This window comes from Nonomuraea sp. NPDC048916 (assembly GCF_040649575.1).
Taxonomy (GTDB): domain Bacteria; phylum Actinomycetota; class Actinomycetes; order Streptosporangiales; family Streptosporangiaceae; genus Nonomuraea.
The window spans coordinates 200,387-225,508 of sequence record NZ_JBEZFS010000003.1 but is presented as its reverse complement, the minus strand read 5'-3'; the positions used below and the strand labels follow the sequence as shown (position 1 = coordinate 225,508).

The window sequence follows — 25,122 nt, the reverse complement described above, 5'->3', positions numbered from 1 at the left end:
TGCCAGACTTAGGGGCACCGCGGGAGGTTGGAGGTATTCGTGAGGTTGAGGCCCTATGCCTGGCTGCCGTGGCCGTTGCGCTGGCTCGCCCGGGTGTTGACCGTCCTCCTCGCACTGGCCGTGGCGCTCTCGGGTGTGCTCGTGTACACCGTACGGAAGTCGTTCCCACAGGTGGAGGGAACGGTGAGGTTACCGGGCTTGAGCGGGAGCGTGGAGATTTATCGCGATAAATCAGGAATCCCGCACATCTACGCGGACACGTCCGAGGACCTGTTCATGGCACAGGGGTTCGTGCACGCGCAGGACCGGTTCTGGGAGATGGACTTCCGGCGGCACATGACCGCCGGGCGGCTGTCCGAGCTGTTCGGCGCGGCCACCCTCGACACCGACAAGGCGATCAGGACCATGGGCTGGCGTCAGGTGGCCGAGCAGGAGCTGCCCGAGCTGAGCGAGCGCACCCGGCGCTACCTCGACTCCTACTCCAAGGGCGTCAACACCTGGCTTGAGGCGAACCCGAACGCCTCCGACCGCAGCCTCGAATACTCCGTGCTCAAGGCGCAGAACGGCGGCTACACCCCCGAGCCGTGGACCGCGCTCGACTCGATCGCCTGGCTCAAGGCCATGGCCTGGGACCTGCGCTCCAACCTGGAGGACGAGATCGACCGCGCGCTCGCCCTCACCAAGCTCCCCAGGGAGCGGGTCGAGCAGCTCTACCCCGGCTACCCGTTCGACGAGCACGAGCCGATCGTCACGCAGGGCGCGATCGTCCAGGAACGCTTCGACCAGCAGGCCAGCCCGCGGCGGCAGGAGCCGGAGACCGCCGCCCGGGGCGCGGCGGCGCTCGCCCAGGCGAAGAGGACGCTCGACGCCATGCCCGGCACGATGAGCGGCGCCGATCATGAGGGCATCGGCTCCAACTCGTGGGTGGTCTCCGGCCGGCACACGGCCAGCGGCAAGCCGCTGCTCGCCAACGACCCCCACCTGTCGGCCCAGCTCCCGTCGGTCTGGTATCAGGCGGGGCTGCACTGCAGGGAGATCACGGAGCGGTGCGCCTACGACGTCACCGGGTTCACCTTCTCGGGTGTCCCCGGCGTCGTCATCGGGCACACCGACAAGATCGCCTGGGGCTTCACCAACCTGGGGCCCGATGTGGCCGACCTGTTCATGGAGCAGGTCACGGGCGGCACCTACCTCTACCAGGGCGAGCAGGTCAAGCTGGAGACCAGGCGGGAGCAGATCAAGGTGGCGGGCGGCGCCACCGTCACGATCGACGTCAGGAGCACCCGGCACGGCCCGCTGATCAACGAGGTGATGGGCGACGTCAAGCCCGGCGAGGGGGCCAACGCGGTGGCCCTGCAGTGGACCGCGCTGATGCCCGGCCGGACCGCCGACGCCATCTTCGCGCTCAACGAGGCCGCCGACTGGCACGAGTTCCGAGCCGCGGCCGCGCTGTTCGACGTGCCCGCCCAGAACCTGGTCTACGCCGACACCGAGGGCGGCATCGGCTATCAGGCGCCCGGCTGGATCCCGGTGCGCGAGAAGGGCGACGGCACCTGGCCGGTGCCCGGCTGGACCGGCGAGTACGACTGGAAGACCGCGCCGATCCCCTACGACCAGCTCCCCTCGGTCGAGAACCCCGCCGAGGGCTACATCGTCACCGCCAACAACGCGGTCATCGACCCCCGGCGCTACCAGCCGCTGCTGACCAGGGACTGGTCCTACGGCTACCGCTCGCAGCGCATCATCGACCGGCTCAAGCAGGAGCTCGAGAAGGGCCAGGTCGACGCGGCGACCATGTCCAGGATCCAGCAGGACACCCACAACGGCCTGGCCGCGACGCTGGTCCCCTCGCTCATGGAGGTGGAGCTGGCCGGCCCGAGCGCGCGCGCCAGAGATCTGCTGAGGGGCTGGGACGGCTCGCAGGGCCTCGACTCGGCCCCCGCCGCCTACTTCAACGCGGTCTGGCGCCACCTGCTCAAGCTGACGTTCGACGACGACCTGCCCGAGAGCGCCCGGCCGAGCGGCGGCGACCGATGGTACGAGGTCGTCAGGCGGCTGCTCGACGCCCCCGACGACCCGTTCTGGGACGACACCACGACCGGGCAGAGCACCGAGACCCGCGACGACATCCTCCGCCAGGCGCTGGCCGACGCCTACCAGGAGGTCGCCGGGCTGCTCGGCGACGACATCGGGACCTGGCGCTGGGGCGACCTTCACCAGCTGACGCTGACCCACGGCTCGCTCGGCACCTCGGGCATCGGGCCCGTGGAGGCCCTGTTCAACCGCGGCCCGCTGCCGGTGCCCGGCAACAAGGACGCGGTCAACGCGACCGGCTGGAACGTCCAGAAGGGCTACGCCGTCACGGCGGTGCCGTCGATGCGGATGGTCGTCGACCTGGGCGACCTGGACAAGTCACGCTGGATCAACCTGACCGGCGCGTCCGGCCACGCCTTCCACGACAACTACTGGGACCAGGCGACGCTCTGGGCGAAGGGCGAGTTGCTGCCGATGTACTCGCGGTGGGAGTCGGTGCGCAACGCCGCCGTGCACACCCTGCGGCTCATGCCCTGACCTCACCCGTCCTGCCGCTCCTCCGCGCGCCGTCGCCACCACAGGGCGGCGCGCGGGTAGCCGCCGTCGTCGAGGCCGGCCAGCCGCTCGAACACGTTGTACGAGGCCTGGTGCCCGCAGAGCAGCACCGAGAGCAGCATGGCCAGCAGGTAGAGCGGGAGCATCGGCAGCCCGGCGCAGCAGGCCCACTGGGTGGCGTGCCTGCCCTCGTGCAGGATGAGCCGATCGTCGAGCGAGTCTCGCCTGGTCAGCACGACGTTGCCCACGGTGAACGCCCCCGCGATGGGGAAACGGTAGCGGTAGCCGAAGGCGAGGACGAGGCCGTCGGGCCCGGCCTGCCGGGTGGCGCCGCCGACGACGGAGATCAGCAAACCTAGCGGAGTGGCCAGATTCAGATAGTTCACCGCCCGGCGGAACCTGTGTCGCCTGTTCATGCCTCTCAGTCTTGACCAATCTTGACAACTCGGAATAATGATCGGCGTCCTGAAATCTCCCTAAAAGAGCAGGATCATGAGATTTTCCATTCTGGGCGCGCTGGTCGGTGCCCTAGCTCTGGCCGGTGCCGGCGGAATCGCGATCACTCAGACCTCGGCGAGCGACCCTCTGGATTTATCCGAGGCCCCTCTCCGCGTCGTGATCGCGCCGACGCCCACCCCCAAGATCGGTAAGTACACCGCCACGACGAAGGTCGTCAAGAAGAAAGGCACCTCCTATCTGGACGTGGCCGTCAAGTACGACGGCGCCGCCAGGTTCACGATCCGCCAGCGCGTCTGCAAGGGCAAGTCCTGCAAGACGGCCGCCACCGCGCTCCCCGTGACCACGGGCGCGGGGCAGGCCACCAAGAAGCTCGGCAAGGGCACGTACAAGCTGCGCGGCAAGCCGAAGATCAAGGTCAAGGTGCTGCCCTGGCCGACCCGCACGGTGACGGCGACGCCGACGGCCACGGTCACGGAGACCGGGCCCGCCGAGACGGTCACGGCGACCGTGACGGAGGCCGTGACCCAGGAGGTCACCACCACGGTCACGGAGACGGTCACGGCGCCTCCCGAGACCATCACGGCGACGGTCACCTACACCTGCCGGCCGTCCACCGAGAGCCCGGTGATCCCGCCCACGGAGACGCCTGCTCCTTCGGCGACCCCGTTCCTCCTGACCTCGCCGGCAGTGACCCCGACGCCCTCGGTCAGCCTCCCGGGCACCGAGACCCCGGCTCCGACGAGCGCCCCGACCGACGTCCCGACGGACACGCCACCTCCGGTGGACCCGATCCCAACCTGCCCAACCCCCACAGCTCCCCCAACAAACACACCAACCGACCTCCCCACCGACCCATCGGAAACCCCCTCCCCACAACCCCCACCCCAGTAGCACTCGGTTCGCCCCGGCTCCCTGGGGGCTTGACTCCCGGGGACCAGGGGCGAACCGCAGGGGGTTGTTCAGTGGAAGGCCACTGGCCGGGCCCACGAACTCCCGAGGATCAGGCCCCGGCCCAGACGGCACCACGGCCGGGGCCCACAGGGCGCACGTCACGGCGGCCCGCCGGGGAACCGGAGGAGCGTTCCCCTGGAGGGAACCGGCACCGGTCGGCGGGTGGGCCTTCCCGTGCTTGGCCGTAAAAAATGGCTATAGAGACCCGTAGCGGCCGTTGTGGTAGAGGAGGGGTGGGGCGTTGGAGGGGGTGTGGAGGGAGCGGACGCCGCCCACGATGATCGAGTGGTCGCCGCCGTCGTGGACCGCCGAGGTCGCGGCCTCGAGGGTGGCGATGGCTCCTTCGAACAGCGCGACGCCCGACTCGCCCCGCCGGTGCGGCCAGGGGGTGAGCTGCCCGTCGAGGGGCCGGCCGCGGTGGGCGAAGAAGCGTGACGCGTCCTCCATGCCGGCCGGCAGCACCGACACGCCCCAGACTCCCGCCTGCAGCACTGCGGCGTGGAAGCGGGACACCTTCTCGGCGCAGAACAGCACCAGCAGTGGCTCCAGCGACACGGACGTGAACGAGTTGACGGTCATCGCGTGGTCGACGTCGCCGACCCTGGTCGTGACGATCGCTACTCCGGTGGCGAATCGCCCGACGACTTTGCGGTACTTCTGCCGGTCAATGTGCTGTCCGAGGGAACCATGGTGCACGAAAATTACTTTACGTCGGGTTTCCCGGAGTCTGACCGTGGAGCAGCCAGGAGCCGCTCGGTGAGGCCGAGGGCGACAGGAAGAAGGCCACGATCAAGGCCACGATGCCCCCATAAAGGTAGATATATCCGGCGGGGCCACCCGCGATGACCAGGTCCCCCTGGGACAGTTTCAGCGAGAACGGCATCGACACCAGCAACCATCCGGCGGCCGTCACGCCGACCCCCATCCGGGCGCGCATCAGCCTGCCCGCTCCCAGGCAGACGCCGAAGATCCCGAGCAGCCACGCGATCGCCGCCGCGGGCACGGGGCCCAGATGCCAGGCCGCCTGAGTGAACCCTCCCACCACCCCCATGACGAGCCCCAGCACGAACAGCATGCCGTAGGCCGCCCCACCCAGCGCCGACTCGGCCTGCCCGCGATGCTCCATGCCGACCGAGATTAGTGGATGCCGGAGAACAGATCGTTCTCGCGGTCGCCCGGCTCGCCGAGCCCGCCCGCCTCGACCGGCGGCCCGGGCACCGGAGGGCCGGGCACCCCTATGGCCAGGATGAAGTGCTCCACGCCGACGGCCTCCTGACCGATGCCGTTGGACAGGGCGAACCACGGGTCGCGCACGCTGATCTGCGTGGCGTGCGCGCGCATGGCGTCGAGCTTCCGGCCCACCCATGGCCGCGCGTCGATCTCGGTGGTGATCGCCTCGTCGGGACAGCCGAACGGCACGTCGTCGACGTCCTCGGTGAGGAACGACACGTCGGCCTCGCGCAGCGCCTCGGCCGAGCGCCGCATGACCGACCTGGCCACGGCCGTGTGGTAGAGCTTCGCGACGCGCCACGGCTCGCCCTCGCCGAAGGCCGGGTCGGCCGCGAGCTCGAAGGCCCGCCGGGAGACGCGGTGCGCCTGGATGTGGTCGGGATGGCCGTAGAAGCCGTTGGCGTCGTAGGTGACGAGGACCTGGGGCCGCACCTCGCGGATGACCTTGACCAGCTCGCCCGCCGCCTCGTCCAGGTCGGCCTGCCAGAACGCCTCGGGCCGCTCGTTGGAGGCGGCGCCCATCATCCCCGAGTCGCGCCAGCGCCCGGCCCCGCCGAGGAAGCGGTGGTCCTCCACCCCGAGCGCCCGGCACGCGGCGGCGAGCTCGCCGGCCCGGTAGGGGCCGAGCGCGTCGTCGCGGTCGGCGGCCAGGTGGGCGAGGTCGGCCGGGATGATCTCCCCCTCCTCGCCGAGCGTGCAGGTCACGAGTGTGACGTGAGCGCCCGCGGCGGCGTAGCGGGCCATGGTCGCGCCGGTGCCGATCGATTCGTCGTCAGGGTGGGCGTGCACGAGCAGCAACCGCCGATCACGCCCGTGGTCACGCCCGCCGATCTCCTCGCCGGACGGCGCCTCGCTCTCCGTCATGCGCCCGAGCCTAACGAACCCGCTTGCTGGCAGGATTGGCACCATGAGTGAGAGCTTCCCGCGTCTTTCGGCCAGAACCCGCCGATTCACCCTCGGAGTGCCCAGAGGCTTCACGATCTCCCCCGACGGCGACCGGGTCGTCTTCCTCCGCACCAGATCCGGCACCGACCCGGTGACCTGCCTGTGGGAGCTCGACACCGAGACACACGTCGAGCGGCTGGTCGTCGACCCGCGCACACTCGACGCCGACGACGACCTGCCGCCCGAGGAGCGGGCCAGGCGCGAGCGCAGCCGCGAGCAGGCGGGCGGGGTGGTCGCCTACACCACCGACACCGCGGTCACCACGGCCGTCTTCGCCCTGTCGGGCGCCCTCCACGTCACCGACCTGCCGAGCGGCCGGACGCGCCGGCTGGAGATCCCGGGCCCGGCCATCGACCCGCGCGTCTCCCCCGACGGGCGCCAGGTCGCCTACGTCACCGGAGGCGCCCTGCGGGTCCAGGACCTGGCCTCCGGCGATGACCGCGCGCTGGCCACGCCCGAGTCGCCGACGGTCACCTACGGCCTGGCCGAGTTCATCGCCGCCGAGGAGATGGACCGGATGCGCGGTCACTGGTGGTCGCCGTCCGGCGACGCGCTCCTGGTCGAGCGGGTCGACGAGGCGCCGGTCCACACGTGGCACATCGCCGACCCGGCCAACCCCGACCGGCCGGCGACGGTCCAGCGCTACCCTGCCGCCGGCACGCCCAACGCGGTCACCGAGCTGTTCGTGCTGGGCCTCGACGGGTCGCGGGTGGCGGTGCCGTACGACGACGAATACCTCACGACGGCCGCCTGGGACTCCCACGCCCTGTCGATCGTGACGATGCCCCGCGACCAGAAGGCGCTGCGCCTGTTCGCGGTCGACCCGGCGACCGGCCGGTCCACGCTGGTCCGCGAGGACACCGACCCGGCCTGGGTCGACGTGGTCGCCGGCGTGCCCGCCCACCTCGACGACGGGTCGCTGGTCTGGATGGCCCCGGCCGACGGCGGTCACCGCCTGTTCGTCGGCGACCGCGCGGTCACCCCGCCCACCCTGCAGGTGCGCGCGGTGCTCGACGTCGATCACGACAGCGTGCTGTTCACCGCGAGCGGCGACCCCACCGAAATCCAGCTGTGGACCTGGGACGGCCACTCGCTGCTGCCGGTCTCGACCCGCTCCGGCGTGTTCTCCGGGCGGATGGCCGGCGGCGTCGGCGTGCTCAGTGAGCAGAGCCTCGACGCCGAGGGCGTCTCGACCACGGTCGTGCGCCGCGACGGCGTGGCGATCCCGATCCCGTCGACGGCCGAGCGTCCCGGCCTCGACCTGCGGGTCTCGCTCGGCCGTTCCGGCCGTCGCGAGCTGGCCACCGCCGTGGTGCTGCCGTCCTGGCACGAGCAGGGCTCACGCAGGCTGCCGGTCCTCATGGACCCGTACGGCGGGCCGCACGCGCAGCGGGTGCTCAACCGGCGCGGCGGCTACCTGGAGAGCCAGTGGTTCGCCGAGCAGGGCTTCGCCGTCATCGTGGCCGACGGGCGCGGCACCCCCGGCCGGGGCCCGGCGTTCGAGCGCGCGGTGCTGGGCGACCTGGCGACCCCCGCGCTGGAGGACCAGATCGACGCCCTGCAGGGGGTGGCCGAGCAGTATCCCGACGATCTCGACCTGTCGAGGGTGGCCATCCGCGGCTGGTCGTTCGGCGGATTCCTGGCGGCGCTGGCGGTCCTGCGCAGGCCGGACGTGTTCCACGCCGCCGTGGCCGGCGCTCCGGTGACCGACTGGCGGTTGTACGACACCTGCTACACCGAGCGCTACCTGGGTCACCCGGACGAGCACCCCGATGTCTACGACAATTCCTCCCTTTTCGGGGACGCCGCCAAGCTGGACCGGCCCTTGTTGCTGATCCACGGCCTGGCCGACGACAACGTCGTGGCGGCCCACACGCTCCGCCTGTCGTCCGCTCTCCTCGCGGCCGGCCGCGCGCACAGTGTCCTCCCGTTGTCCGGCGTCACCCACATGACGCCGCAGGAGGTCGTGGCGGAGAACCTGCTGTTGCTCCAGGTCGACTTCCTGAAGAAGTCGCTGGGCGGGTGACGTCCCCTTCACCGGCCCCCGTGGCGTCCGCCCGCCCGCTCAGGAGCGGGTGGGCGTGGGGGTGCCGTGCCAGCTGGCCCAGAGGGCGGCGTAGGAGCCGCCCTCGGCGACCAGCTCGTCGTGCGAGCCGAGCTCGCTGATCCGGCCATCCTCCACGACCGCGACCCGGTCGGCGTCGTGGGCCGTGTAGAGGCGGTGCGCGATGGCGATGACCGTCCGGCCGTCCAGCACCGCGGCCAGCGACCGCTCGAGGTGCCGGGCGGCGCGCGGGTCGATCAGCGAGGTCGCCTCGTCCAGCACCAGTGTGTGCGGGTCGGCCAGCACCAGGCGGGCCAGCGCCAGTTGCTGGGCCTGCGCGGGTGAGACGGCCAGCCCGCCCGAGCCGACGACCGTGTCGAGGCCGTCGGGCAGGCCGAGCACCCAGTCGAGCGAGTCGACCGCGTCGAGCGCCTCGCGCACGGCCGAGTCGTCGGCCCCCGGCCGGGCGATCAGCAGGTTGTCGCGCAGCGTGCCCTTGAACACGTGGTGCTCCTGGGTGACCAGCGCGACGTGGCCGCGCAGGTCGTCGAGCGGCAGGTCGACGAGGGGCACCCCGCCGACCGACACGGCGCCGGTGCGGGGGCCGTGGATGCCGGCCAGCAGCCTGCCGAGCGTCGACTTGCCCGCCCCCGAGGGACCGACCATGGCCAGCCGCTCCCCCGGCCTGATGGTCAGGGAGACGCCGTGGAGCACGTCGCGGCCCTCGCGGTAGGCGTAGCGGACGTCGTCGGCCTCCAGCAGCTCGCCGGTGGGGCGGGTGGCGGAGGGCACCCGGTCGTCGGGCACGTTGGCCACGCCGAGCAGCCGCGCCATGGCCGCGCCGCCCACCTGCAGCTCGTCGATCCACATGAGGAACCGGTCGAGCGGGTCGATCAGCTGCTGGGCGTAGAGCGTGGCCGCGGTGACCTGGGCCAGCGACACCCAGCCGTTGGTGTAGAAGAGCCCGCCGACGAGCAGCGTGGCGCAGACCGGGAGGACATAGCCCAGCTCCACCGCCGGAAACCAGATCACGCGCAGGCGCAGGGTGTAGCGCTCGGCGCCGAACGACCTGCGGATGTCGTCGTCGGTGCGCTGCTCGCGCCGCCGGTGCAGGCCGAGCGCCTCGATCGCCCGCGCGCCCTCGACGGTCTCGGCCAGCCCCTCGGTCATGTCGGCGTAGGCCGCGTTCTCGCGCAGGTAGCCGTCGCGGGCCCGGTTGAGATACCACCGCGTCGCGCACCACAGGATCGGGCCCGCGATCAGCATCGGCAGCATGAGCAGCGGGCTGACCAGCACCACCGCCCCGACGGTGATCGCGAAGGTGACCACCGCGATCAGCGTCTCGGGCACGGCGTGCCGCACGGTCCTGGACAGCGAGTCGACGTCGCGCGACGTCCTGGTGATCAGGTCGCCCGCCCCGGCCCGCTCCACCGTCGACAGCGGCAGGCCGAGCACCCGGTCGACGAACTCCTCACGCAGCTCGGCGAGCACCTTCTCGCCGAGCCGGGCCGAGGCCAGCACCGCGTAGCGGATGAGGACGCTCTGCAGCAGCAGGAACCCGCCGATGCCGAGGGCCACGAGGCCGACGCGCACCTCGCCGCCGTCGCGTACGGTCTGCACCAGCGTGCCGAGCTGCCAGGGCACGGCCAGCCCGGCGACCGCCGCGAGCCCGTGCAGGACCAGGGCGACGGTGAGCTGACGCGGATATCTCAGCGTCAGCCGCCTGGCGTAGGCGCGCACCTGTTTCTCGTCGGCGACGGGCAGGATCTCGCGGGCCATCGTCAGTCCTCCCCTCTGGTCACGGTCGCGGCGTATCTCGGCGAGGAGGCCAGCAGGTCGCGGTGCGCGCCCTCGGCGAGCACCCTGCCGTCCTCGACGTAGATCACGTGGTCGGTGCGGTCGAGCACCAGCGGGCTGGTCGTGCAGACCAGCGTGGTCAGGCCGGCGCGGGCCTTGGCCAGCCGTTCGGCGATGCGGGCCTCGCTGTGGGCGTCGACCGCGCTGGTGGGCTCGACCAGGACGAGCACCTCCGGGTCGAAGAGCAGCGCCCTGGCCAGCCGGAGCCGCTGCTGCTGGCCACCGGAGAACTCCCGCCCGGCCTCGGCCACCTCGGCGTCGAGCCCTTCGGGCAGGGCCTCGACGATGTCCTCGGCGCAGGCGGTGTGCAGCGCCTGCCCCACCTGCTCGTCGGAGGCGCCGCCGCGGACGTCGAGCTCGTCGCGAAGCCTGCCGGTGAACAGCCGGGCGCCGTTGTCGGCGACCAGGATGCGCGAGCGGACCTCGGCGATCGGCAGCGTGGCCAGGTCGGCCTCGCCGAAGGTGACGTCGCCGTCGGCGTAGCGGCCCAGCCGCTCGGCGATCGCGATCGCGTCCTCGGGCGCGGCGGCCGCGACGGCGGTCAGCACGCCCGGCCGGACGGTCACGCCGCTGTAGGCGTCGCGCAGCACGCCGCCCTTGCTCGTGCCGGTGCCGCCCGACACCTCGGGCTCGATGGACAGGATCCGCACCACCCGGCGGGCGGCCACGTGGCCCTTGGTCAGCTTGTCGGCGGCCTCGGTGAGGGTGCGCATCGGGCCGATCAGGAACACCGCGTAGCCGTAGAAGGCGACCAGCTGGCCGACCGTGATCTGGCCGCCGACCGCGAACGAGGCGCCGATGCCGGTGACGGCGGCGATGAGGATGCCGGGCAGCAGGATCTGCGCGCCCTCGAGCAGCGACTCGACCCTGGCGACGCCGACACCCGCGTGGCGGACCCGCTGCGACTCCTCGCGGTAGCGCTCGGCGAACACCTGCTCGCCGCCGATGCCGCGCAGCACCCGCAGCCCGGCCACGATGTCGGCCGACCGGGTGGACAGGTCGCCGGTCAGGTCGCGCTGGAGATTCTGCCGCCTGTGCAGCGGCTTGAGCAGCGGACCCACGGCGACCGCCATGACCGGCACGCCGACGAGGACCATCAGGCCCAGCGGCAGCGAGGTGGAGAGCAGGATCACGGTCACGGTGACGATCGCCACGACCGCGCCGGTGCCGCGCAGCAGGATGTCCATCGAGCTGCCGATGTGGGCGATGTCGGAGTTGCCGACGCTGACCACCTCGCCGGTCGACAGCCGCTTGGGCAGCGTGGCCCCGAGCCGGGCGGCCTGTCTGGCGGTCACCTGGACGGTGCGGTAGGAGGCCGCCAGCCAGTTGTAGACGGCCATCCGGTGCCGCATGACCCCGGTGGCCGCCTGCACCAGGCCGAGCCCGAGCATGATCGCCGACCAGGTCAGCAGCGCCCGGCCGTCCTTGGCCGTGACGGCGTCGATGCCCTTGCCGAGCACGGCCGGCACCAGCGCCTGCACCAGCCACCAGACGGTCGCGAACGCGATGCCGGCCAGGAGCGAGGGCAGCTGGGACCGCGCGTTCCACCACAGGTAGCGCAGTGGACCACGGATGTCGGGCACGCCGGGATCGGCTTGAGGAAGGGAGCGCATAGCCTGTCAAGGTTGGCAAGCTCCGGGTTGGCCGGGCAAACCATTTTCGGGTCAGCCGGGCACCTCCCTGAACGCCCTGAACGTGAAGACCAGCGCCACCAGCGCGGTCAGGGCCAGCAACAGATAGCCGATCGTGTACGCCCCTGTGGCGCCGTAGACGGCGCCCATGACCAGCGGGGGGAAATAGCCGCCGAGCCCTCCGGCGGCTCCCACCAGGCCGGTGACGGTGCCCACCCGCGACGCCTCGACCAGCTTGGCGACCAGCGCGAACACACCACCGGTGCCGAGGCCGAGCAGGAACGCCATCAACACGAAACTGGTCCCGGCGGGTAGTTCGGGCGGCGGCCGCAGGCTCAGCACGATCGCCATGACCACGGTCCCCGCGAGCGAGATGAGCAGCACCCGGACCGGCCCGATGCGGTCGGAGAGCGTGCCGCCCAAGGGCCTGGCGATCACGGCCGCGATGGAGAATCCGGCCGTGCGCAGCCCGGCGTCGGTCTGGGCGAACGCGTACACGTTCTCCAGCAGGGTGGGCAGGTAGGTGGAGAAGGCGACGAAACCGCCGAACGCCACCGCGTACAGGAACGAGCACTGCCAGGTCGCCTTGACCTCCAGCGCCTCGCGGATCCGGGGCAGGGCCGGCTCGGTGGCGGGGCGCCAGGCGGGCGAGTCGCGGCTGAACACCAGCATGATCAGGCCCATCGCCGCCAGCGCGGCCGCCATCAGCACGTGCGTGGCCTCGCGCCCGAACGCCTCGACCAGCCGGGGCGTGCAGAACGCCGACAGCGCCGTGCCGCCCATTCCGGCCCCGAACACCCCGGTCGCGAAGCCGCGCCGCGCGGGCTCGTACCAGGCGTTCACGAAGGGGATGCCGACCGCGAAGGAGGTGCCCGGGATCCCCAGCAGGAACCCCCAGAACAGCAGCCATCCGTACGAGCCGGACCAGCCGACGAACAGCACCGGCAGGATCGACACGAAGCAGATGATCGCGAACATCCGCCGCCCGCCCAGCCGGTCGGCCAGCACGCCGACCGGGATCCGCCCCAGCGAGCCCACCAGCACCGGGATCGCGACCAGCAGGGAGGTCTGGGTCGGCGCCAACCGCAGGTGCCTGGTGTAGCTGCTGGCCAGCGGCCCGATCAGGTTCCACGCCCAGAACGTCAGGGCGAACGCCAGGGTGGCGAGGACCAGGTTGCGCACCTGACCCCTGCGTAGTTCTGCCATACACCATGTGTAACATGTCGTCACAAAGCGTAATGGTGCAGGGTATGCCGAACGCGCCTGGCGCGGCGGGTGATGTCCGGGCCTCCGGTAGGCCAGAATCGATCCCTGTGAGGCACGGCTATACCAACAGCACGGTCGGCGACGGCGCCCTGGTGGTCAAGTGCTATCAGGGCCCCGGCGCGGTCGCCCGGCTGCGCACCGAGAGCAGGTTCCTGCGCAGGTTGAGGGGGCGGCTGCCGGTGCCCGCCGTCCACCAGGTCACCTCGACGAGCCTGACCACCCGTTTCGTCGCCGGCGTCCACGGCCAGGACCTGCTCGACGAGGGCCGGGCCGCCGAGGTGCTGGCCGGCTGCGGGCGCACGCTCAGCCGCATCCACCGGCTGGGGATCGTGCACGGCGACTTCGGCCCGCAGAACCTGCTGTTCGACCCCGAGACGTTCGAGACGGTCGCGATCCTCGACTGGGAGTGGGCGCATCCCGGCGTGCCGATCGAGGACCTCTCGTGGTGCGAGTGGATCGTGCGCACGCACCACCCCGCGCAGGCGTCCCTCCTGCCGTGCTTCTTCGACGCGTACGAGGGCACGGTGCCGGCCTGGGAGCAGCGGCACGCGGCCATGCTCGACCGCTGCCGCGACCTGCTCGACTTCACCGCGCGCTGGGAGCCGGGCGGTGAGGGCGAGAAACTCTGGCGCCACCGCCTGGAGACCACCGCCACCTGGACCGACGCCCCCTGACGCCGGAGAGCGGGGTCGGCCTGGGTGCGGGGCCGGTCTCTGGCGCGGTCCTCGAAGCGCGGTCCCAGGATGCGGGATCAGGAACGTCGGCCGCTCGCGCCGCCACGCTTCCGCGGACTGCCCGATCTCGACCGGGTCACGTCGCGGGACGGTGATCAGGTTGTGGAAGGCGTCGCAGAGCGACTGGAGCAGGCCGGGCAGTGCCGATGAGCTGGGGAGTGATGTATCGGTGATTTCGCCAGTCCCCGGTGTCTTTACACCGCACCCCTTTATCGGCTGACACCCGCGAGTAACACTCTGGTCATGTCGTCAGCCGCTGTCACGCGCCAGAGCGTCCTGCACGGGCGTGCCGCCGAGGAGGCCGCCGTCCGGCTGCTGCTCGACCGGGCGCGCCAGGGAGACGGCGGCGCGCTGGCCCTGCTGGGTTCGCCGGGTATCGGCAAGACCGCCGTGCTCGACCTCGCGGTCACACTGGCGGGCGATTTCACCGTGCTGCGCGCCCGGGGGATCCGCCAGGAGGCGCACCTGCCGCTGTCCGGCCTGCACGCGCTGCTGCATCCGGTGGCGAACCTGATCCGGTCACACGTGCTGACCTGGGCGCTGCGGCTGGGCCGCGCCGACGGCGGGCTCGCGCTGCCCGCCGCGTTGCTGGAGTTCCTGCGCGAGCTGGCCGAGGCGGAGCCGGTGCTGGTGTGCGTCGACGACCTGCACCTGCTCGACGCGGCCAGCCGGGAAGCGCTGTCGTTCGCGGCCAGGAGGGTGGCCGGGGAGCGGATCGCGCTGCTGTTCGCGGCGTGGGACCCGGCCGAGCTGCCGGGCGACGTCCCGGTGCGGACGCTGAAGCCACTGGACCAGGCCGCGACCCGGGCGCTGGCGGCCGAACTGCTGCCGGGCAGGCTCTTCGACGACCTGCGCGGCGGCCTGGAGCGAATCTCGCGGGGCAACCCGCTCGCCCTGCGCGAGCTGGTGGAGTCGCTCGGCGCCGAGCAACTTGCCGGGCTCGCGCCGGCCCCCGACAGCCTGCCGGCCCATGGCCGGCTGCACCGCGCCCACGCCGACCGGCTGGCGGGCCTGCCCGAGGACACCCGGTTCCTGTTGCTGCTCCTGGCGGCCGATCCGGGTCTCGACACGGCGACGCTGATCCTGGCCGCCGAACCGGCCGACCCGCTGTCCGTGCTGGCGCCCGCCGAGCGGGCCGGGGTGATCCGCGCCGAGGGCGAGCGGTACGTCTACACCGACGAGACGGTCCGCGCCGTCGCCTACGCCGAGGCGTCGCTGGCCCGGCGGCGGGCCGCGCACCGACTGCTCGGCGACCTCCTCGACGGGGAGAGCCGGCGGCTGGCCAGGGCCTGGCACCGGGCGGTGGCGCTGGACGGCCCGCCCGAACGACTCGCCGCCGAGCTGGCCGCCGCCGCCTCGACCGCCTCGCGTCACGGCCATCCCGGCCCCTCCCTGGCCTACGAGCGCGCCGCCCGGCTGACCGGCCACGACGCGAACCGGGCCGAATGGCTGGCCGCGGCCGCCCGCCACGCGTGGGTGTCCGGCGACTACCCGCGCGCCAGGTCGCTGCTGACCTGGCTGCGCCGCCCGGTGGCGTCCGACTCCTCGCGCGGTCAGGCCGAGCTGATGTACGGCCGGCTGGAGCTGCTGAGCGGCAACGCCGACAGCGCCCGCGACAAGCTGCTGGCCGCGGCCACCTGGCTGGTGGAACACGACCGCCTGGTCGGGGTCAAGGCGCTGCTGCAGGCGGCGGAGGCCAGCTACCTGGCCGGCGACATCCGCGCCTGCCAGGCCATCGCCCGGCAGGCCGCGATGCTGCGCCGCGGCGACGACTGCGTGGCCGCGCAGCTCATGTTCGAGTACCTGGAAGGGATAGCGGCCACGTTCGGCGGCCGGCACCGGGCGGCCGCCGGGCCGCTGCGCAGGGTCGTGGAGCTGGCCTCGGGGGTGAGCAGTCCGGTGACGCTGGTCTGGGCGTGCGTGGCTAGCCTGCTGCTCGGCGAGGACGCCACGGCGATCGAGCTGTCGGCTCGGGCCGTCGACACGGCGAGGCGGCGCGGCGCGATCAGCGTCGTGCCGCAGCTGCTGGAGTCGATGATCCAGGCGCAGTTCTGGCTGGGCCGCTACTCCTCCGTCGCGGCCCACGCCACCGAGGGGCTGCGGCTGGCCCAAGAGTCGGGCCAGCTCAACGCCGCGGCCCAGCACCTGGCCTGGCTGGCGCACGCCGCCGCCGTGCAGGGCGACGCGGAGAGCTGCCGCGACCAGGCCCACGCCGCCATCGAGCTGGCCGAATCCCACGGTCTGGGCATCGCCACCACCCTCGGCAACTGGGCGCTGGCCCACCTCGACCTTTCCACCGGGCGCCCGGCGGAGGCGGCGGCCAGGCTGCGTGGCCGGCACGGCAACGACCACGTCGTCATCCGGGTCATGGCCAGCCCGCACTTCATCGAGGCGGCGATCCGTACCGGTGACACGAGGCGGGCCGCGGCGGCTCTGCGGGTGCTGGAGCGCTGGGCCGCCAGCACCGGCAGCCCGGACCGGCTCGCGCTCGTGGCGCGCTGCCGCGCGTTGCTCGCCGCGCCGGGCGAGACCGGCGAGCTGTTCCGCGAGGCCCTGGAGCTGCACCGCCAGGGCGCGTGCCAGTTCGAGACCGCCCGCACCCAGCTGCTGTACGGCGGCGCCCTGCGCAGGGAGCGGCGGCCCGGCGCCGCGAGGGAGCATCTGCACGGCGCCCTGGAGACGTTCCAGCGGCTGGGCGCGGTGCTGTGGAGAGAGCGGGCCCGGGCGGAGCTGCGCGCCTCGGGCGAGGCCGTCGTCCACGTCTCCCCGGCCGGAGACCCGGAGCGGCTGCTCACCGCCCAGCAGTTGCGGATCGCCCGCCTGGTCGCGGAGGGCGCGACCAACAGGGAGGTCGCCGAGCGGCTCTTCCTGAGCCCGCGCACGATCGACCACCACCTCAGGAACGTCTTCGTCAAGCTGGGCGTGCGCTCGCGCGTCGAGCTGGCGCGGCTGCTCTCCTGAGACCGGCGAGCCACGCCCCCCGACACCGGCGAGCCACGTCTCCTGAGACCGGCGATTCACGCGATGCGGGTGCTGCCAGGTGGGCTCAACAATGTCGGCGGACACCGGTTTCCCCCACCGGATTCCCCCACCGACCCCCCAGCGAACATGGAGTTCCCGACGTGTCTCTCCCCACCGCGAGAACCCTCACCAAGCTCGCCATGGTCGTGACCCTGGCGTGCGGCACCCTCGCCCTCTCCCCCGCCGCCCACGCCGCCGGCCCGTACGAGCGCGGCCCCGACCCCACCGACTCCATCCTGGAGGCGAGCCGCGGCCCGTTCTCCACCTCCCAGCAGTCCGTCTCCTCGCTCAGCGTGAGCGGGTTCGGCGGAGGCGTGATCTACTACCCGAACGACACCAGCCAGGGCACGTTCGGCGCGATCGCCATCTCCCCCGGCTACACCGCCTCGTGGTCCAGCCTGTCCTGGCTCGGCCCGCGCATCGCCTCGCACGGCTTCGTGGTGATCGGCATCGAGACCAACAGCCGCTACGACCAGCCCGCCAGCCGCGGCCGCCAGCTCCTCGCGGCCCTGGACTACCTGGTCGAGGACAGCTCGACAGCGGTCCGGAGCCGCATCGACGCCTCCCGGCTCGCCGTCGCGGGCCACTCCATGGGCGGCGGCGGCAGCCTGGAGGCGGCCGACGACCGGCCCAGTCTGCAGGCGGCCGTCCCGCTGGCCCCGTGGAACCTGACCAAGAACTGGTCGGGCATCCGGGTCCCGACCATGATCATCGGCGGCGAGTCCGACAGCGTCGCCCCCGTGGCCACCCACGCCGAGCCGTTCTACGAGAGCATCCCGGCCTCGTCGGAGAAGGCGTACATGGAGCTCAACGGCGCCAGCCACTTCTTCCCGCAGACCACCAACACCCCGACGGGCAAGTACATGGTCGCGTGGCTGAAGAGGTTCGTCGACGACGACACCCGCTACGAGCGCTTCCTCTGCCCGGCGCCCCTGCGCAGCGACATCGAGGAGTACCGCGACACCTGCCCGCACTCGTGACCCGGTGATCCCTCGGCCTCCCGTCCTCTGGGCGGGAGGCCGTGCCCGCTCGGTGCGCTACTTGGCGTTGGCCTTGAGGTAGTCGCTGTTCATCTGGGCGATCGCGTCCAGCGGGATGCCCTTGGGGCAGACCGCGGTGCACTCGCCGGTGTTGGTGCAGCCGCCGAAGCCCTCGGTGTCCATCTGGTCCACCATGGCCTTGGCGCGCGAGAGGCGCTCCGGCTGGCCCTGGGGCAGCAGGCCGAGGTGGGTGATCTTGGCGGCGGTGAAGAGGGAGGCCGAGCCGTTCGGACAGGCCGCCACGCAGGCGCCGCAGCCGATGCAGGTGGCGGCGTCGAAGGCGTCGTCGGCGTCCTCCTTGCGCACCGGGATGCTGTGCGCGTCGGGGGCGGAGCCGGCCGGGACCGACACGAAGCCGCCCGCCTGGATGATGCGGTCGAACGCCGAGCGGTCGACGACCAGGTCCTTCACCACCGGGAACGGCGCGGCGCGCCAGGGCTCGATGGTGACGGTGGCGCCGTCCTCGAAGTGGCGCATGTGCAGCTGGCAGGTGGTGGTGGCCCGCTGCTCGCCGTGCGCGACACCGTTGATGACCATGCCGCACATGCCGCAGATGCCTTCGCGGCAGTCGTGGTCGAAGGCCACCGGGTCGTCGCCCTCGAGGATCAGCCGCTCGTTGAGCACGTCCAGCATCTCCAGGAAGGACATGTCCGGCGAGACATCCTCGACCCGGTAGGTCACCATCCGTCCGGCGTCGGAGGGGCCGCTCTGCCGCCAGACCTTCAGGGTCAGGTTCACTTGTAGCTCCGCTGGCTCATCGTGACGTACTCGTACTCGAGCGGTTCCTTGTGCAGCACCGGCTCACCCTCGGGCGAGTGCTCCCAGGCCGACACGTGGGCGTAGTTCTCGTCGTCGCGCAGCGCCTCACCGTCGGCGTCCTGCGACTCGGCCCGGAAGTGCCCGCCGCACGACTCGGCGCGGACGAGGGCGTCCAGGCACATGAGCTCGGCCAGGTCGAAGAAGTCGGCGACGCGGCCGGCCTTCTCCAGCACCTGGTTCAGCTCCTCGGCGGTGCCGGAGACCTTGACGTTCCGCCAGAACTCCTCGCGCAGCTCGGGAATGCGCTCCAGGGCCTTGCGCAGCGACTCCTCGGTGCGCTCCATGCCGCAGTAGTCCCACATGAGCCTGCCCAGCTCGCGATGGAAGGAGTCGGGCGTGCGGGTGCCGTTGACCGCGAGCAGCCGGTCGATCTTGGACCGCACCTTGATCTCGGCCTCTGCGACGGCCTCCTCGTCGACCTCGCCGAACGGCCCGGCCGCCAGGTAGTCGCCGATGGTGGTCGGCAGCACGAAGTAGCCGTCGGCCAGGCCCTGCATCAGGGCCGACGCGCCGAGGCGGTTGGCGCCGTGGTCGGAGAAGTTGGCCTCGCCGATCACGAACAGCCCGGGGATCGTGGACTGCAGGTCGTAGTCCACCCACAGGCCGCCCATCGTGTAGTGGACCGCCGGGTAGATGCGCATCGGCACGTCGTAGGGGTTCTCGCCGGTGATGCGCTCGTACATCTCGAAGAGGTTGCCGTACTTCTTCTCCACGGCGTCCCGGCCGAGCCGGCCGATCGCGTCGCGGAAGTCGAGGTAGACGCCCAGCCCGCCGGGGCCGACGCCGCGGCCCTCGTCGCAGACGTTCTTCGCGGCGCGCGAGGCGATGTCCCGGGGGACGAGGTTGCCGAACGCCGGGTAGATCCGCTCCAGGTAGTAGTCGCGCTCGTCCTCCGGGATGTCCCCGGGCGCCCGCGTGTCGCCCTTGCGCAGCGGCACCCACACCCGGCCGTCGTTGCGCAGCGACTCCGACATCAGCGTCAGCTTCGACTGGTACTCGCCCGACACCGGGATGCAGGTCGGGTGGATCTGCGTGTAGCACGGGTTGGCGAAGTAGGCGCCGCGCTCGTGGGCCCGCCAGATGGCCGTGGTGTTGCAGCCCTTGGCGTTCGTGGACAGGAAGAACACGTTGCCGTAGCCGCCGGTGGCCAGCACGACCGCGTCGGCCACGTGCCGCTCGATCTCGCCGGTCACCATGTCGCGGACGATGACGCCCCGCGCCCGGCCGTCGGCGACGATCAGGTCGAGCATCTCGTGCCGGGTGAACATCTCCACGGTCCCGGCCGCGACCTGCCGCTCCAGCGCCTGGTAGGCGCCGAGCAGCAGCTGCTGGCCCGTCTGGCCGCGGGCGTAGAAGGTGCGCGACACCTGCGCGCCGCCGAACGACCGCGTGTCGAGCAGCCCGCCGTACTCGCGGGCGAACGGCACGCCCTGGGCCACGGCCTGGTCGATGATGTTCACCGAGACCTGGGCCAGCCGGTAGACGTTCGACTCGCGGGCGCGGAAGTCGCCGCCCTTCACGGTGTCGTAGAACAGCCGGTAGATGGAGTCGCCGTCGCCGCGGTAGTTCTTCGCGGCGTTGATGCCGCCCTGCGCGGCGATGGAGTGCGCGCGGCGGGGCGAGTCCTGGTAGCAGAACGACTTGACGTTGTAGCCCAGCTCCCCCAGGGTCGCGGCGGCCGAACCGCCGGCCAGGCCGGTGCCGACCACGATCACGTTGAGCTTGCGCTTGTTGGCCGGGTTGACCAGCTTCGCAGCGAACTTCCGCTTCTCCCACCGCTCCTCGATGGGCCCGGCGGGAGCCTTCGTGTCGCGGATCGGCTCCCCTTCGACGTAATTCACTTGACCACTCCGAACGTGATGGCGAGGGGCGGGGCGAGGAACCCGATGACCAGGACGGCCGACACCAGCGCGGCGGTCGCCTTCAGCGCCCGGTAGCGGGTGCGGTTCGCCCAGCCGAGCGTCTGGAAGGCGCTCCAGATGCCGTGCCGCAGGTGCAGCCCGACCATGACGACGGCCACCAGGTAGACCAGCGTCATCCACCAGCGCGACGGGTCGAACCCGGCGATCATGCGGTCGGCGGGAGTGGAGTCGGGGCCCTTGGGGTTGACCACGCCGAAGGTCAGGTCGAGCAGGTGCCACACGACGTACAGCACGATCGTGACGCCGCCGAACCTCATGACGTGCGTGGTGTAACCGCCGCCGGTCTGCGACTTCTTCGCCACGTACTTCACCGGGCGAGCCCGCCGGGCGCGCCGCGCCAGCGAGATCGCGGCCCATGTGTGCAGCACCACCGAGACGCCGAGCACGATCTCCAGGACCGTCAGCACCGACCGGTACGGCGCCAGGGGCTCCAGCAGGGTGCGCAGCGCGTGCGCGTAGTCGTTGAACGAGTCCCTGCCGAAGAAGATCTTGAGGTTGCCGAGCATATGGAGGACGAGGAAGCTCACCATCACGGCGCCCGTGACGGCCATGACGACTTTCTTGCCGTTCGAGGAGCTCAGGAACCCGCCGGGCTTCCGAGACGTTGGCCTCTTCGCGGGCGGGTCGGACGTGTGGGAGCTAACAGGCGCGGTGGCGGCGCCGCGCTCTATCGTGGCAGTCACGTCTTCCGACGCTAGGTATCCGCGGATGGCCCGTCCAAGTCATCGCGGGCCTCGTTTCCATAGCCTTCGGCTATGATGTCTGGTTTGTACGGCGGCGCGGTCCCAAATCGCCACCGTCGGTGCGAGGAATATCACATGCAGTTGCAGCAGCTCGCCTACTTCGTCGCCGTAGCGGAGACCAGGCATTTCACCCAGGCGGCCGAGCGGATGCGGGTCGCCCAGCCGTCGCTCAGCAAGCAGATCAAGGCTCTCGAGACCGAGCTGGGCGCGCCGCTGTTCTCCCGGGCGCGCGGCAACGTCGCGTTGACCCCGGCCGGCGAGGCGCTGCTCCCCCTGGCCCGCCGGATGCTGGCCGACGCCGACACCGCCAGGCAGGAGGTGGCCGAGCTGGCCGGGCTGCGCAGGGGCCGGGTGCGGCTGGGCGCGACGCCGTCGCTCTGCGCCGGGCTGCTGGCCGACGCCCTGGCCCGCTTCCACCACGACTATCCCGGCATCGAGCTGCTGGTCGAGGAGGGCGGCTCGCGCGACCTGGTCAGGGCGCTGGCCCGGGGCCAGCTCGACCTGTCACTGATCATCATGCCGCTGCAGAGCGACGACCCCTCCCTGGTGACCGAGGACATCCTGCGCGAGAACCTCGTCGTCGTCGCCCCCTCCCACGAGCGGGCGCGCAGACCGTACGTGCGCATCGCGGATCTGCGCGGCAAGCCGATGGTGATGTTCAGGCGCGGCTACGACCTGCGCGAGGCGACCCTGGCCGCGTGCCGCCAGGCCGGGTTCGAGCCGAGGATGGCCGTGCAGGGGGGCGAGATGGACGCGGTGCTCAGGTTCGTGGAGGCCGGGCTGGGCGTGGCCGTGGTGCCGTCGATGGTGCTCGACGGGCGGCCCGGACTGACGGGGACCCCGCTGGCGCCCCCCGGGCTGAGCCGTACGATCGCGCTGGCCCACCGCAGGGACGTGGAGCCCACCAGAGCCGCCCGGGCATTCCGGGCGACACTTCTGGCGTTCGTCGTCGAGGCGGGTCACGAAGGAACGCTTCCGCCGGGGGTCGAACTCATAACACAATGAGCGGCAACGGTCCGACTCTCACGAAGAGGCGTATGTGACGGCAACTCTCTCCGAAACGCTGACGCTGCTCCTCATCGAGGACGACGACGGTGACGCCTTCCTGGTCGAAGAGCTTCTCAGGCAGGCCGAGGCCCCACCCAAGATCACCTGGGTACGCAGCCTGCAGGAGACCAAGGCCAAACTCACCTCGCAGATCCAGTGCGTGCTCGTCGACCTGACACTCCCCGACGCCACCGGGCTGGAGGCTCTGGAGCAGGTGCTGGCCATGGCCCCGCACGCGGCCGTGCTCGTGCTGACCGGCCTGCGCGACGTGCACGTGGGCGTGGCCGCGGTCAAGGCGGGGGCCCAGGACTACCTGGTCAAGCAGGACGTCGACGCGCGGCTGCTGGCCAGGGCCGTGCGCTATTCGATGGAGCGCAAGCGGGCCGACCTGGCGCAGATCGCGCTCGTCGAGGCCGAGCTGATCGCCAAGGAGAACTCCCGGCTGGAGAGCGGCCTGCTCCCCGTGCCGCTGCTGCACACCGACGCGCTGGAGCACACCACCCGCTACCTGCCCGGCAGCGAGGGGTCGCTGCTCGCCGGCGACTTCCTCGACGCCGTGCAGACGCCCGACGGCTCGGTGCACATCGTGGTCGGCGACGTCTGCGGACACGGTCCGGCCGAGGCGGCGCTCGGCGTCGCGCTGCGCATCGCCTGGCGCACGCTCGTCCTGGCCGGGCAGACCGGCGACCGGATGCTGCGCACCCTCGACGCGGTGCTGCGGGCCGAGCGCCAGGCTCCGGAGATCTTCACCACGCTCTGCATGGCCACGATCAGCCCCGACCTGTGCCGCGCCCGGATGCGGGTGGTCGGCCACCCGCCGCCGGTGCTGATGCGCGACGGCAGGGTGGAGGTGGTCGCGAACACGCCGTCCGGCCCGCCGCTCGGCATCTTCCCCGACGCCGAGTGGACGCTCATCGACGTCCCACTGGGTGACGAGTGGGCGATGATGCTCTACACCGACGGCCTGATCGAGGCGGCCGTGGGCGAGAGCAAGGAGCTCCTCGGCGTCGACGGGCTCGTCGACCTGATCCGCCACCACGGCGCGATCGACCTCGACCGGATCATCACGCACGTGGGCACCCTGAGCGACGACCTCGCCGTGGTGCTCGTCCGGAGGAGGGGCGCGTGAGCCTCCACCCGCTGCCGCCGCCCAAGAAGCCGACCGGTCTGGGCAGGCTGCCCGTGGCCCGCTGGTTCATCGCGACGGGCGTGGCCGCCACGCTCGCCCTGGTGGGCGGGATCGTGCTCACGATCGTGATGATCGACGCCGTCCGCGAGGCCAACCCGCGGCCCGCCGTCGAGGTGCAGCTCGACCGGCTGAACGTGGCGCTGGTGGTGCTGTTCGTGGTGGCCGTGGCCGGCGCCCTCGGGCTGACGTTCATCATCCAGTTCGCCGTGCTCAGACCCATCGCGCAGCTCACCGAGCAGGTGCGCAAGGTCGCGGCCGGCGACTTCGACCACCGGCTGCAGGTCGACCGGCCAGCCGAGCTGGCCGAGCTATCGAGCCACATCGACGCCATGCGCCGACGCGTCGTGGCGGCCTGGCGCACCGCCGAGGACCAGGCCGACGAGCTCCGCAGATCCAACGGCGAGCTGGAGCAGTTCGCCTACGTCGCCAGCCACGACCTGCAGGAGCCGCTCCGCAAGATCGCCAGCTTCACCCAGATGCTCGAACAACGCTACGGCGACCAGCTCGACGACCGGGCCAAGCAGTACATCCACTACTCGGTCGACGGCGCCAAGCGGATGCAGTCGCTCATCAACGACCTGCTCGACTTCTCCAGGGTCGGCCGGGTGACCGGCGAGCGGGTGGTCACCGACACGGGTGAGGCGCTGCGGCTCGCCCTGGACAACCTGTCGGCCGCCATCGAGGACACCGGGGCGAGCGTCACCTCGGACGAGCTGCCCAAGGTCATCGGCAACCGCCTCCAGCTCACCCAGCTCTTCCAGAACCTCGTCGAGAACGCCGTGAAGTTCCGCTCCGACCTGCCGCCCCGCGTTCACCTCGGGGTCAGGCGGGCGGGCGAGATGTGGGAGTTCAGCTGCTCGGACAACGGGATCGGGGTCGAAGCCAAGTACGCCGACCGCATCTTCCTGATCTTCCAGCGGCTGCATCCGCGGGACGTGTATCCGGGAACCGGCATCGGGCTGGCCCTTTGCCGCAAGATCGTCGATTTTCACGGCGGTCAGCTCTGGCTCGACGGCGACGCCGACGGGCTGGGGACGACGTTCCGCTGGACTCTGCCCGCGACTGGAGAGGCCGAATGAACGACTGGCGTCCGATCGAGGTGCTCCTGGTAGAGGACGACCAGGGCGACATCCTGCTCACGCGGGAGGCCTTCGAGCTCAACAAGGTCAAGAACCGCCTGCACGTGGTCAACGACGGCGAGCAGGCGATGGCCTTCCTGCGCCGCGAGGACACCTACCACGACATGCCGAGGCCCGACCTGATGCTGCTCGACCTCAACCTGCCGCGGATGGACGGCATGGAGGTGCTGCGCGAGGTGAAGGCCGACGCCGACCTCCGGACGATCCCGGTGGTGATCCTGACGACCTCCGAGGCCGAGGAGGACATCCTCCAGGGCTACCACCTGCATGCCAACGCGTACGTCTCCAAGCCGGTGGATTTCGACCAATTCATCCGAGTTGTCCGCCAAATCGATGATTTTTTCGTCTCGGTGGTTAAGTTGCCGACACACGGGCAGCGCCTCTGACGGGCGACGTGACGGGAATCACAGCAGGTCAGCCAAAAAGTGAGTGACCCTCTCACAAATGTCCGCGCTGTCGTCGTAACGTATGGCCCACCAATGCGCGCCCGGGCGGA

20 protein-coding genes are annotated in these 25,122 nt (G+C 71.5%); 10 read left to right on the top strand and 10 right to left on the bottom strand.

Going from position 1 to position 25,122, the window contains the following annotated elements; all coding sequences use genetic code 11:
• Positions 1-39: 39 nt before the first annotated feature.
• The gene (locus tag AB0C16_RS04005) at positions 40-2,571 is read left to right on the top strand and encodes a penicillin acylase family protein (protein WP_357678604.1); all 2,532 of its coding nucleotides are present in this window, start codon (positions 40-42) and stop codon (positions 2,569-2,571) included.
• A gap of 2 nt (positions 2,572-2,573) precedes the next feature.
• On the opposite strand, the gene AB0C16_RS04000 is transcribed toward AB0C16_RS04005, so the two are convergent.
• Positions 2,574-3,005 (bottom strand): hypothetical protein, encoded by a 432-nt coding sequence (locus AB0C16_RS04000; protein WP_357678602.1) that lies wholly within the window; start codon positions 3,003-3,005, stop codon positions 2,574-2,576.
• A gap of 76 nt (positions 3,006-3,081) precedes the next feature.
• Here AB0C16_RS04000 and AB0C16_RS03995 point away from each other — a divergent pair, with 76 nt between their 5' ends.
• A complete protein-coding gene (locus AB0C16_RS03995) occupies positions 3,082-3,939 on the top strand; it encodes a hypothetical protein (RefSeq protein WP_357678600.1) in 858 nt (285 codons plus the stop codon).
• A gap of 255 nt (positions 3,940-4,194) precedes the next feature.
• Here AB0C16_RS03995 and AB0C16_RS03990 read toward each other — a convergent pair whose 3' ends face one another.
• Genes AB0C16_RS03990 through mshB form a run of 3 tightly spaced genes read right to left on the bottom strand, consistent with a single transcriptional unit; the run spans position 4,195 to position 6,093 of the window.
• Complete coding sequence (locus AB0C16_RS03990; protein WP_357678598.1) at positions 4,195-4,695, bottom strand: flavin reductase family protein; 501 nt, start codon at positions 4,693-4,695, stop codon at positions 4,195-4,197.
• A gap of 10 nt (positions 4,696-4,705) precedes the next feature.
• Positions 4,706-5,125 carry a DUF6113 family protein gene (locus tag AB0C16_RS03985; protein ID WP_357678596.1) on the bottom strand — a complete coding sequence of 140 codons (420 nt, stop codon included), beginning with the start codon at positions 5,123-5,125 and terminating at the stop codon, positions 4,706-4,708.
• Between the two features lie 11 nt (positions 5,126-5,136).
• Positions 5,137-6,093, bottom strand: a complete 957-nt coding sequence (mshB, locus tag AB0C16_RS03980; protein WP_357678594.1) for an N-acetyl-1-D-myo-inositol-2-amino-2-deoxy-alpha-D-glucopyranoside deacetylase — start codon at positions 6,091-6,093, stop codon at positions 5,137-5,139.
• Positions 6,094-6,136: 43 nt separating this feature from the next.
• Between mshB and AB0C16_RS03975 the strand changes: the two genes are divergently transcribed.
• Positions 6,137-8,200, top strand: coding sequence for a prolyl oligopeptidase family serine peptidase (locus tag AB0C16_RS03975; protein ID WP_357678592.1), 2,064 nt, complete (start codon positions 6,137-6,139; stop codon positions 8,198-8,200).
• 39 nt (positions 8,201-8,239) lie between these two features.
• Here AB0C16_RS03975 and AB0C16_RS03970 read toward each other — a convergent pair whose 3' ends face one another.
• Genes AB0C16_RS03970 through AB0C16_RS03960 form a run of 3 tightly spaced genes read right to left on the bottom strand, consistent with a single transcriptional unit; the run spans position 8,240 to position 12,912 of the window.
• Complete coding sequence (locus tag AB0C16_RS03970) at positions 8,240-9,997, bottom strand: ABC transporter ATP-binding protein (RefSeq protein ID WP_357678590.1); 1,758 nt, start codon at positions 9,995-9,997, stop codon at positions 8,240-8,242.
• Between the two features lie 2 nt (positions 9,998-9,999).
• Positions 10,000-11,688, bottom strand: coding sequence for an ABC transporter ATP-binding protein (locus AB0C16_RS03965; RefSeq protein ID WP_357678588.1), 1,689 nt, complete (start codon positions 11,686-11,688; stop codon positions 10,000-10,002).
• Between the two features lie 51 nt (positions 11,689-11,739).
• The gene (locus AB0C16_RS03960; protein ID WP_357678586.1) at positions 11,740-12,912 is read right to left on the bottom strand and encodes an MFS transporter; all 1,173 of its coding nucleotides are present in this window, start codon (positions 12,910-12,912) and stop codon (positions 11,740-11,742) included.
• A 107-nt stretch (positions 12,913-13,019) separates the two neighbouring features.
• On the opposite strand from AB0C16_RS03960, the gene AB0C16_RS03955 reads away from it, so the two are divergent.
• From AB0C16_RS03955 to AB0C16_RS03945, 3 genes are all read left to right on the top strand, one after another.
• The gene (locus tag AB0C16_RS03955) at positions 13,020-13,646 is read left to right on the top strand and encodes a phosphotransferase (protein WP_357678584.1); all 627 of its coding nucleotides are present in this window, start codon (positions 13,020-13,022) and stop codon (positions 13,644-13,646) included.
• 303 nt (positions 13,647-13,949) lie between these two features.
• Positions 13,950-16,667 (top strand): LuxR C-terminal-related transcriptional regulator, encoded by a 2,718-nt coding sequence (locus AB0C16_RS03950; RefSeq protein WP_357678582.1) that lies wholly within the window; start codon positions 13,950-13,952, stop codon positions 16,665-16,667.
• Between the two features lie 200 nt (positions 16,668-16,867).
• Complete coding sequence (locus AB0C16_RS03945; protein WP_357678800.1) at positions 16,868-17,707, top strand: alpha/beta hydrolase; 840 nt, start codon at positions 16,868-16,870, stop codon at positions 17,705-17,707.
• A gap of 57 nt (positions 17,708-17,764) precedes the next feature.
• On the opposite strand, the gene AB0C16_RS03940 is transcribed toward AB0C16_RS03945, so the two are convergent.
• The 3 genes from AB0C16_RS03940 to AB0C16_RS03930 are packed head-to-tail and all read right to left on the bottom strand — an operon-like array spanning position 17,765 to position 21,191.
• Positions 17,765-18,505 carry a succinate dehydrogenase/fumarate reductase iron-sulfur subunit gene (locus tag AB0C16_RS03940; protein ID WP_357678581.1) on the bottom strand — a complete coding sequence of 247 codons (741 nt, stop codon included), beginning with the start codon at positions 18,503-18,505 and terminating at the stop codon, positions 17,765-17,767.
• Entirely contained in the window at positions 18,502-20,427 is a 1,926-nt protein-coding gene (locus AB0C16_RS03935) for a fumarate reductase/succinate dehydrogenase flavoprotein subunit (RefSeq protein WP_357678579.1), read from the bottom strand. The genes AB0C16_RS03940 and AB0C16_RS03935 overlap by 4 nt, the downstream gene beginning before the upstream one ends.
• Positions 20,424-21,191 (bottom strand): succinate dehydrogenase cytochrome b subunit, encoded by a 768-nt coding sequence (locus AB0C16_RS03930; RefSeq protein WP_357678577.1) that lies wholly within the window; start codon positions 21,189-21,191, stop codon positions 20,424-20,426. Before AB0C16_RS03930 ends, AB0C16_RS03935 begins: the two co-directional genes overlap by 4 nt.
• Before the next feature lie 135 nt (positions 21,192-21,326).
• Between AB0C16_RS03930 and AB0C16_RS03925 the strand changes: the two genes are divergently transcribed.
• The 4 genes from AB0C16_RS03925 to AB0C16_RS03910 are packed head-to-tail and all read left to right on the top strand — an operon-like array spanning position 21,327 to position 25,012.
• Entirely contained in the window at positions 21,327-22,256 is a 930-nt protein-coding gene (locus tag AB0C16_RS03925; protein ID WP_357678575.1) for a LysR substrate-binding domain-containing protein, read from the top strand.
• 34 nt (positions 22,257-22,290) lie between these two features.
• Entirely contained in the window at positions 22,291-23,427 is a 1,137-nt protein-coding gene (locus tag AB0C16_RS03920; RefSeq protein ID WP_357678573.1) for a fused response regulator/phosphatase, read from the top strand.
• Positions 23,424-24,566 (top strand): ATP-binding protein, encoded by a 1,143-nt coding sequence (locus AB0C16_RS03915; RefSeq protein WP_357678571.1) that lies wholly within the window; start codon positions 23,424-23,426, stop codon positions 24,564-24,566. The genes AB0C16_RS03920 and AB0C16_RS03915 overlap by 4 nt, the downstream gene beginning before the upstream one ends.
• Entirely contained in the window at positions 24,563-25,012 is a 450-nt protein-coding gene (locus AB0C16_RS03910) for a response regulator (protein WP_357678569.1), read from the top strand. Before AB0C16_RS03915 ends, AB0C16_RS03910 begins: the two co-directional genes overlap by 4 nt.
• Positions 25,013-25,122: the final 110 nt, after the last annotated feature.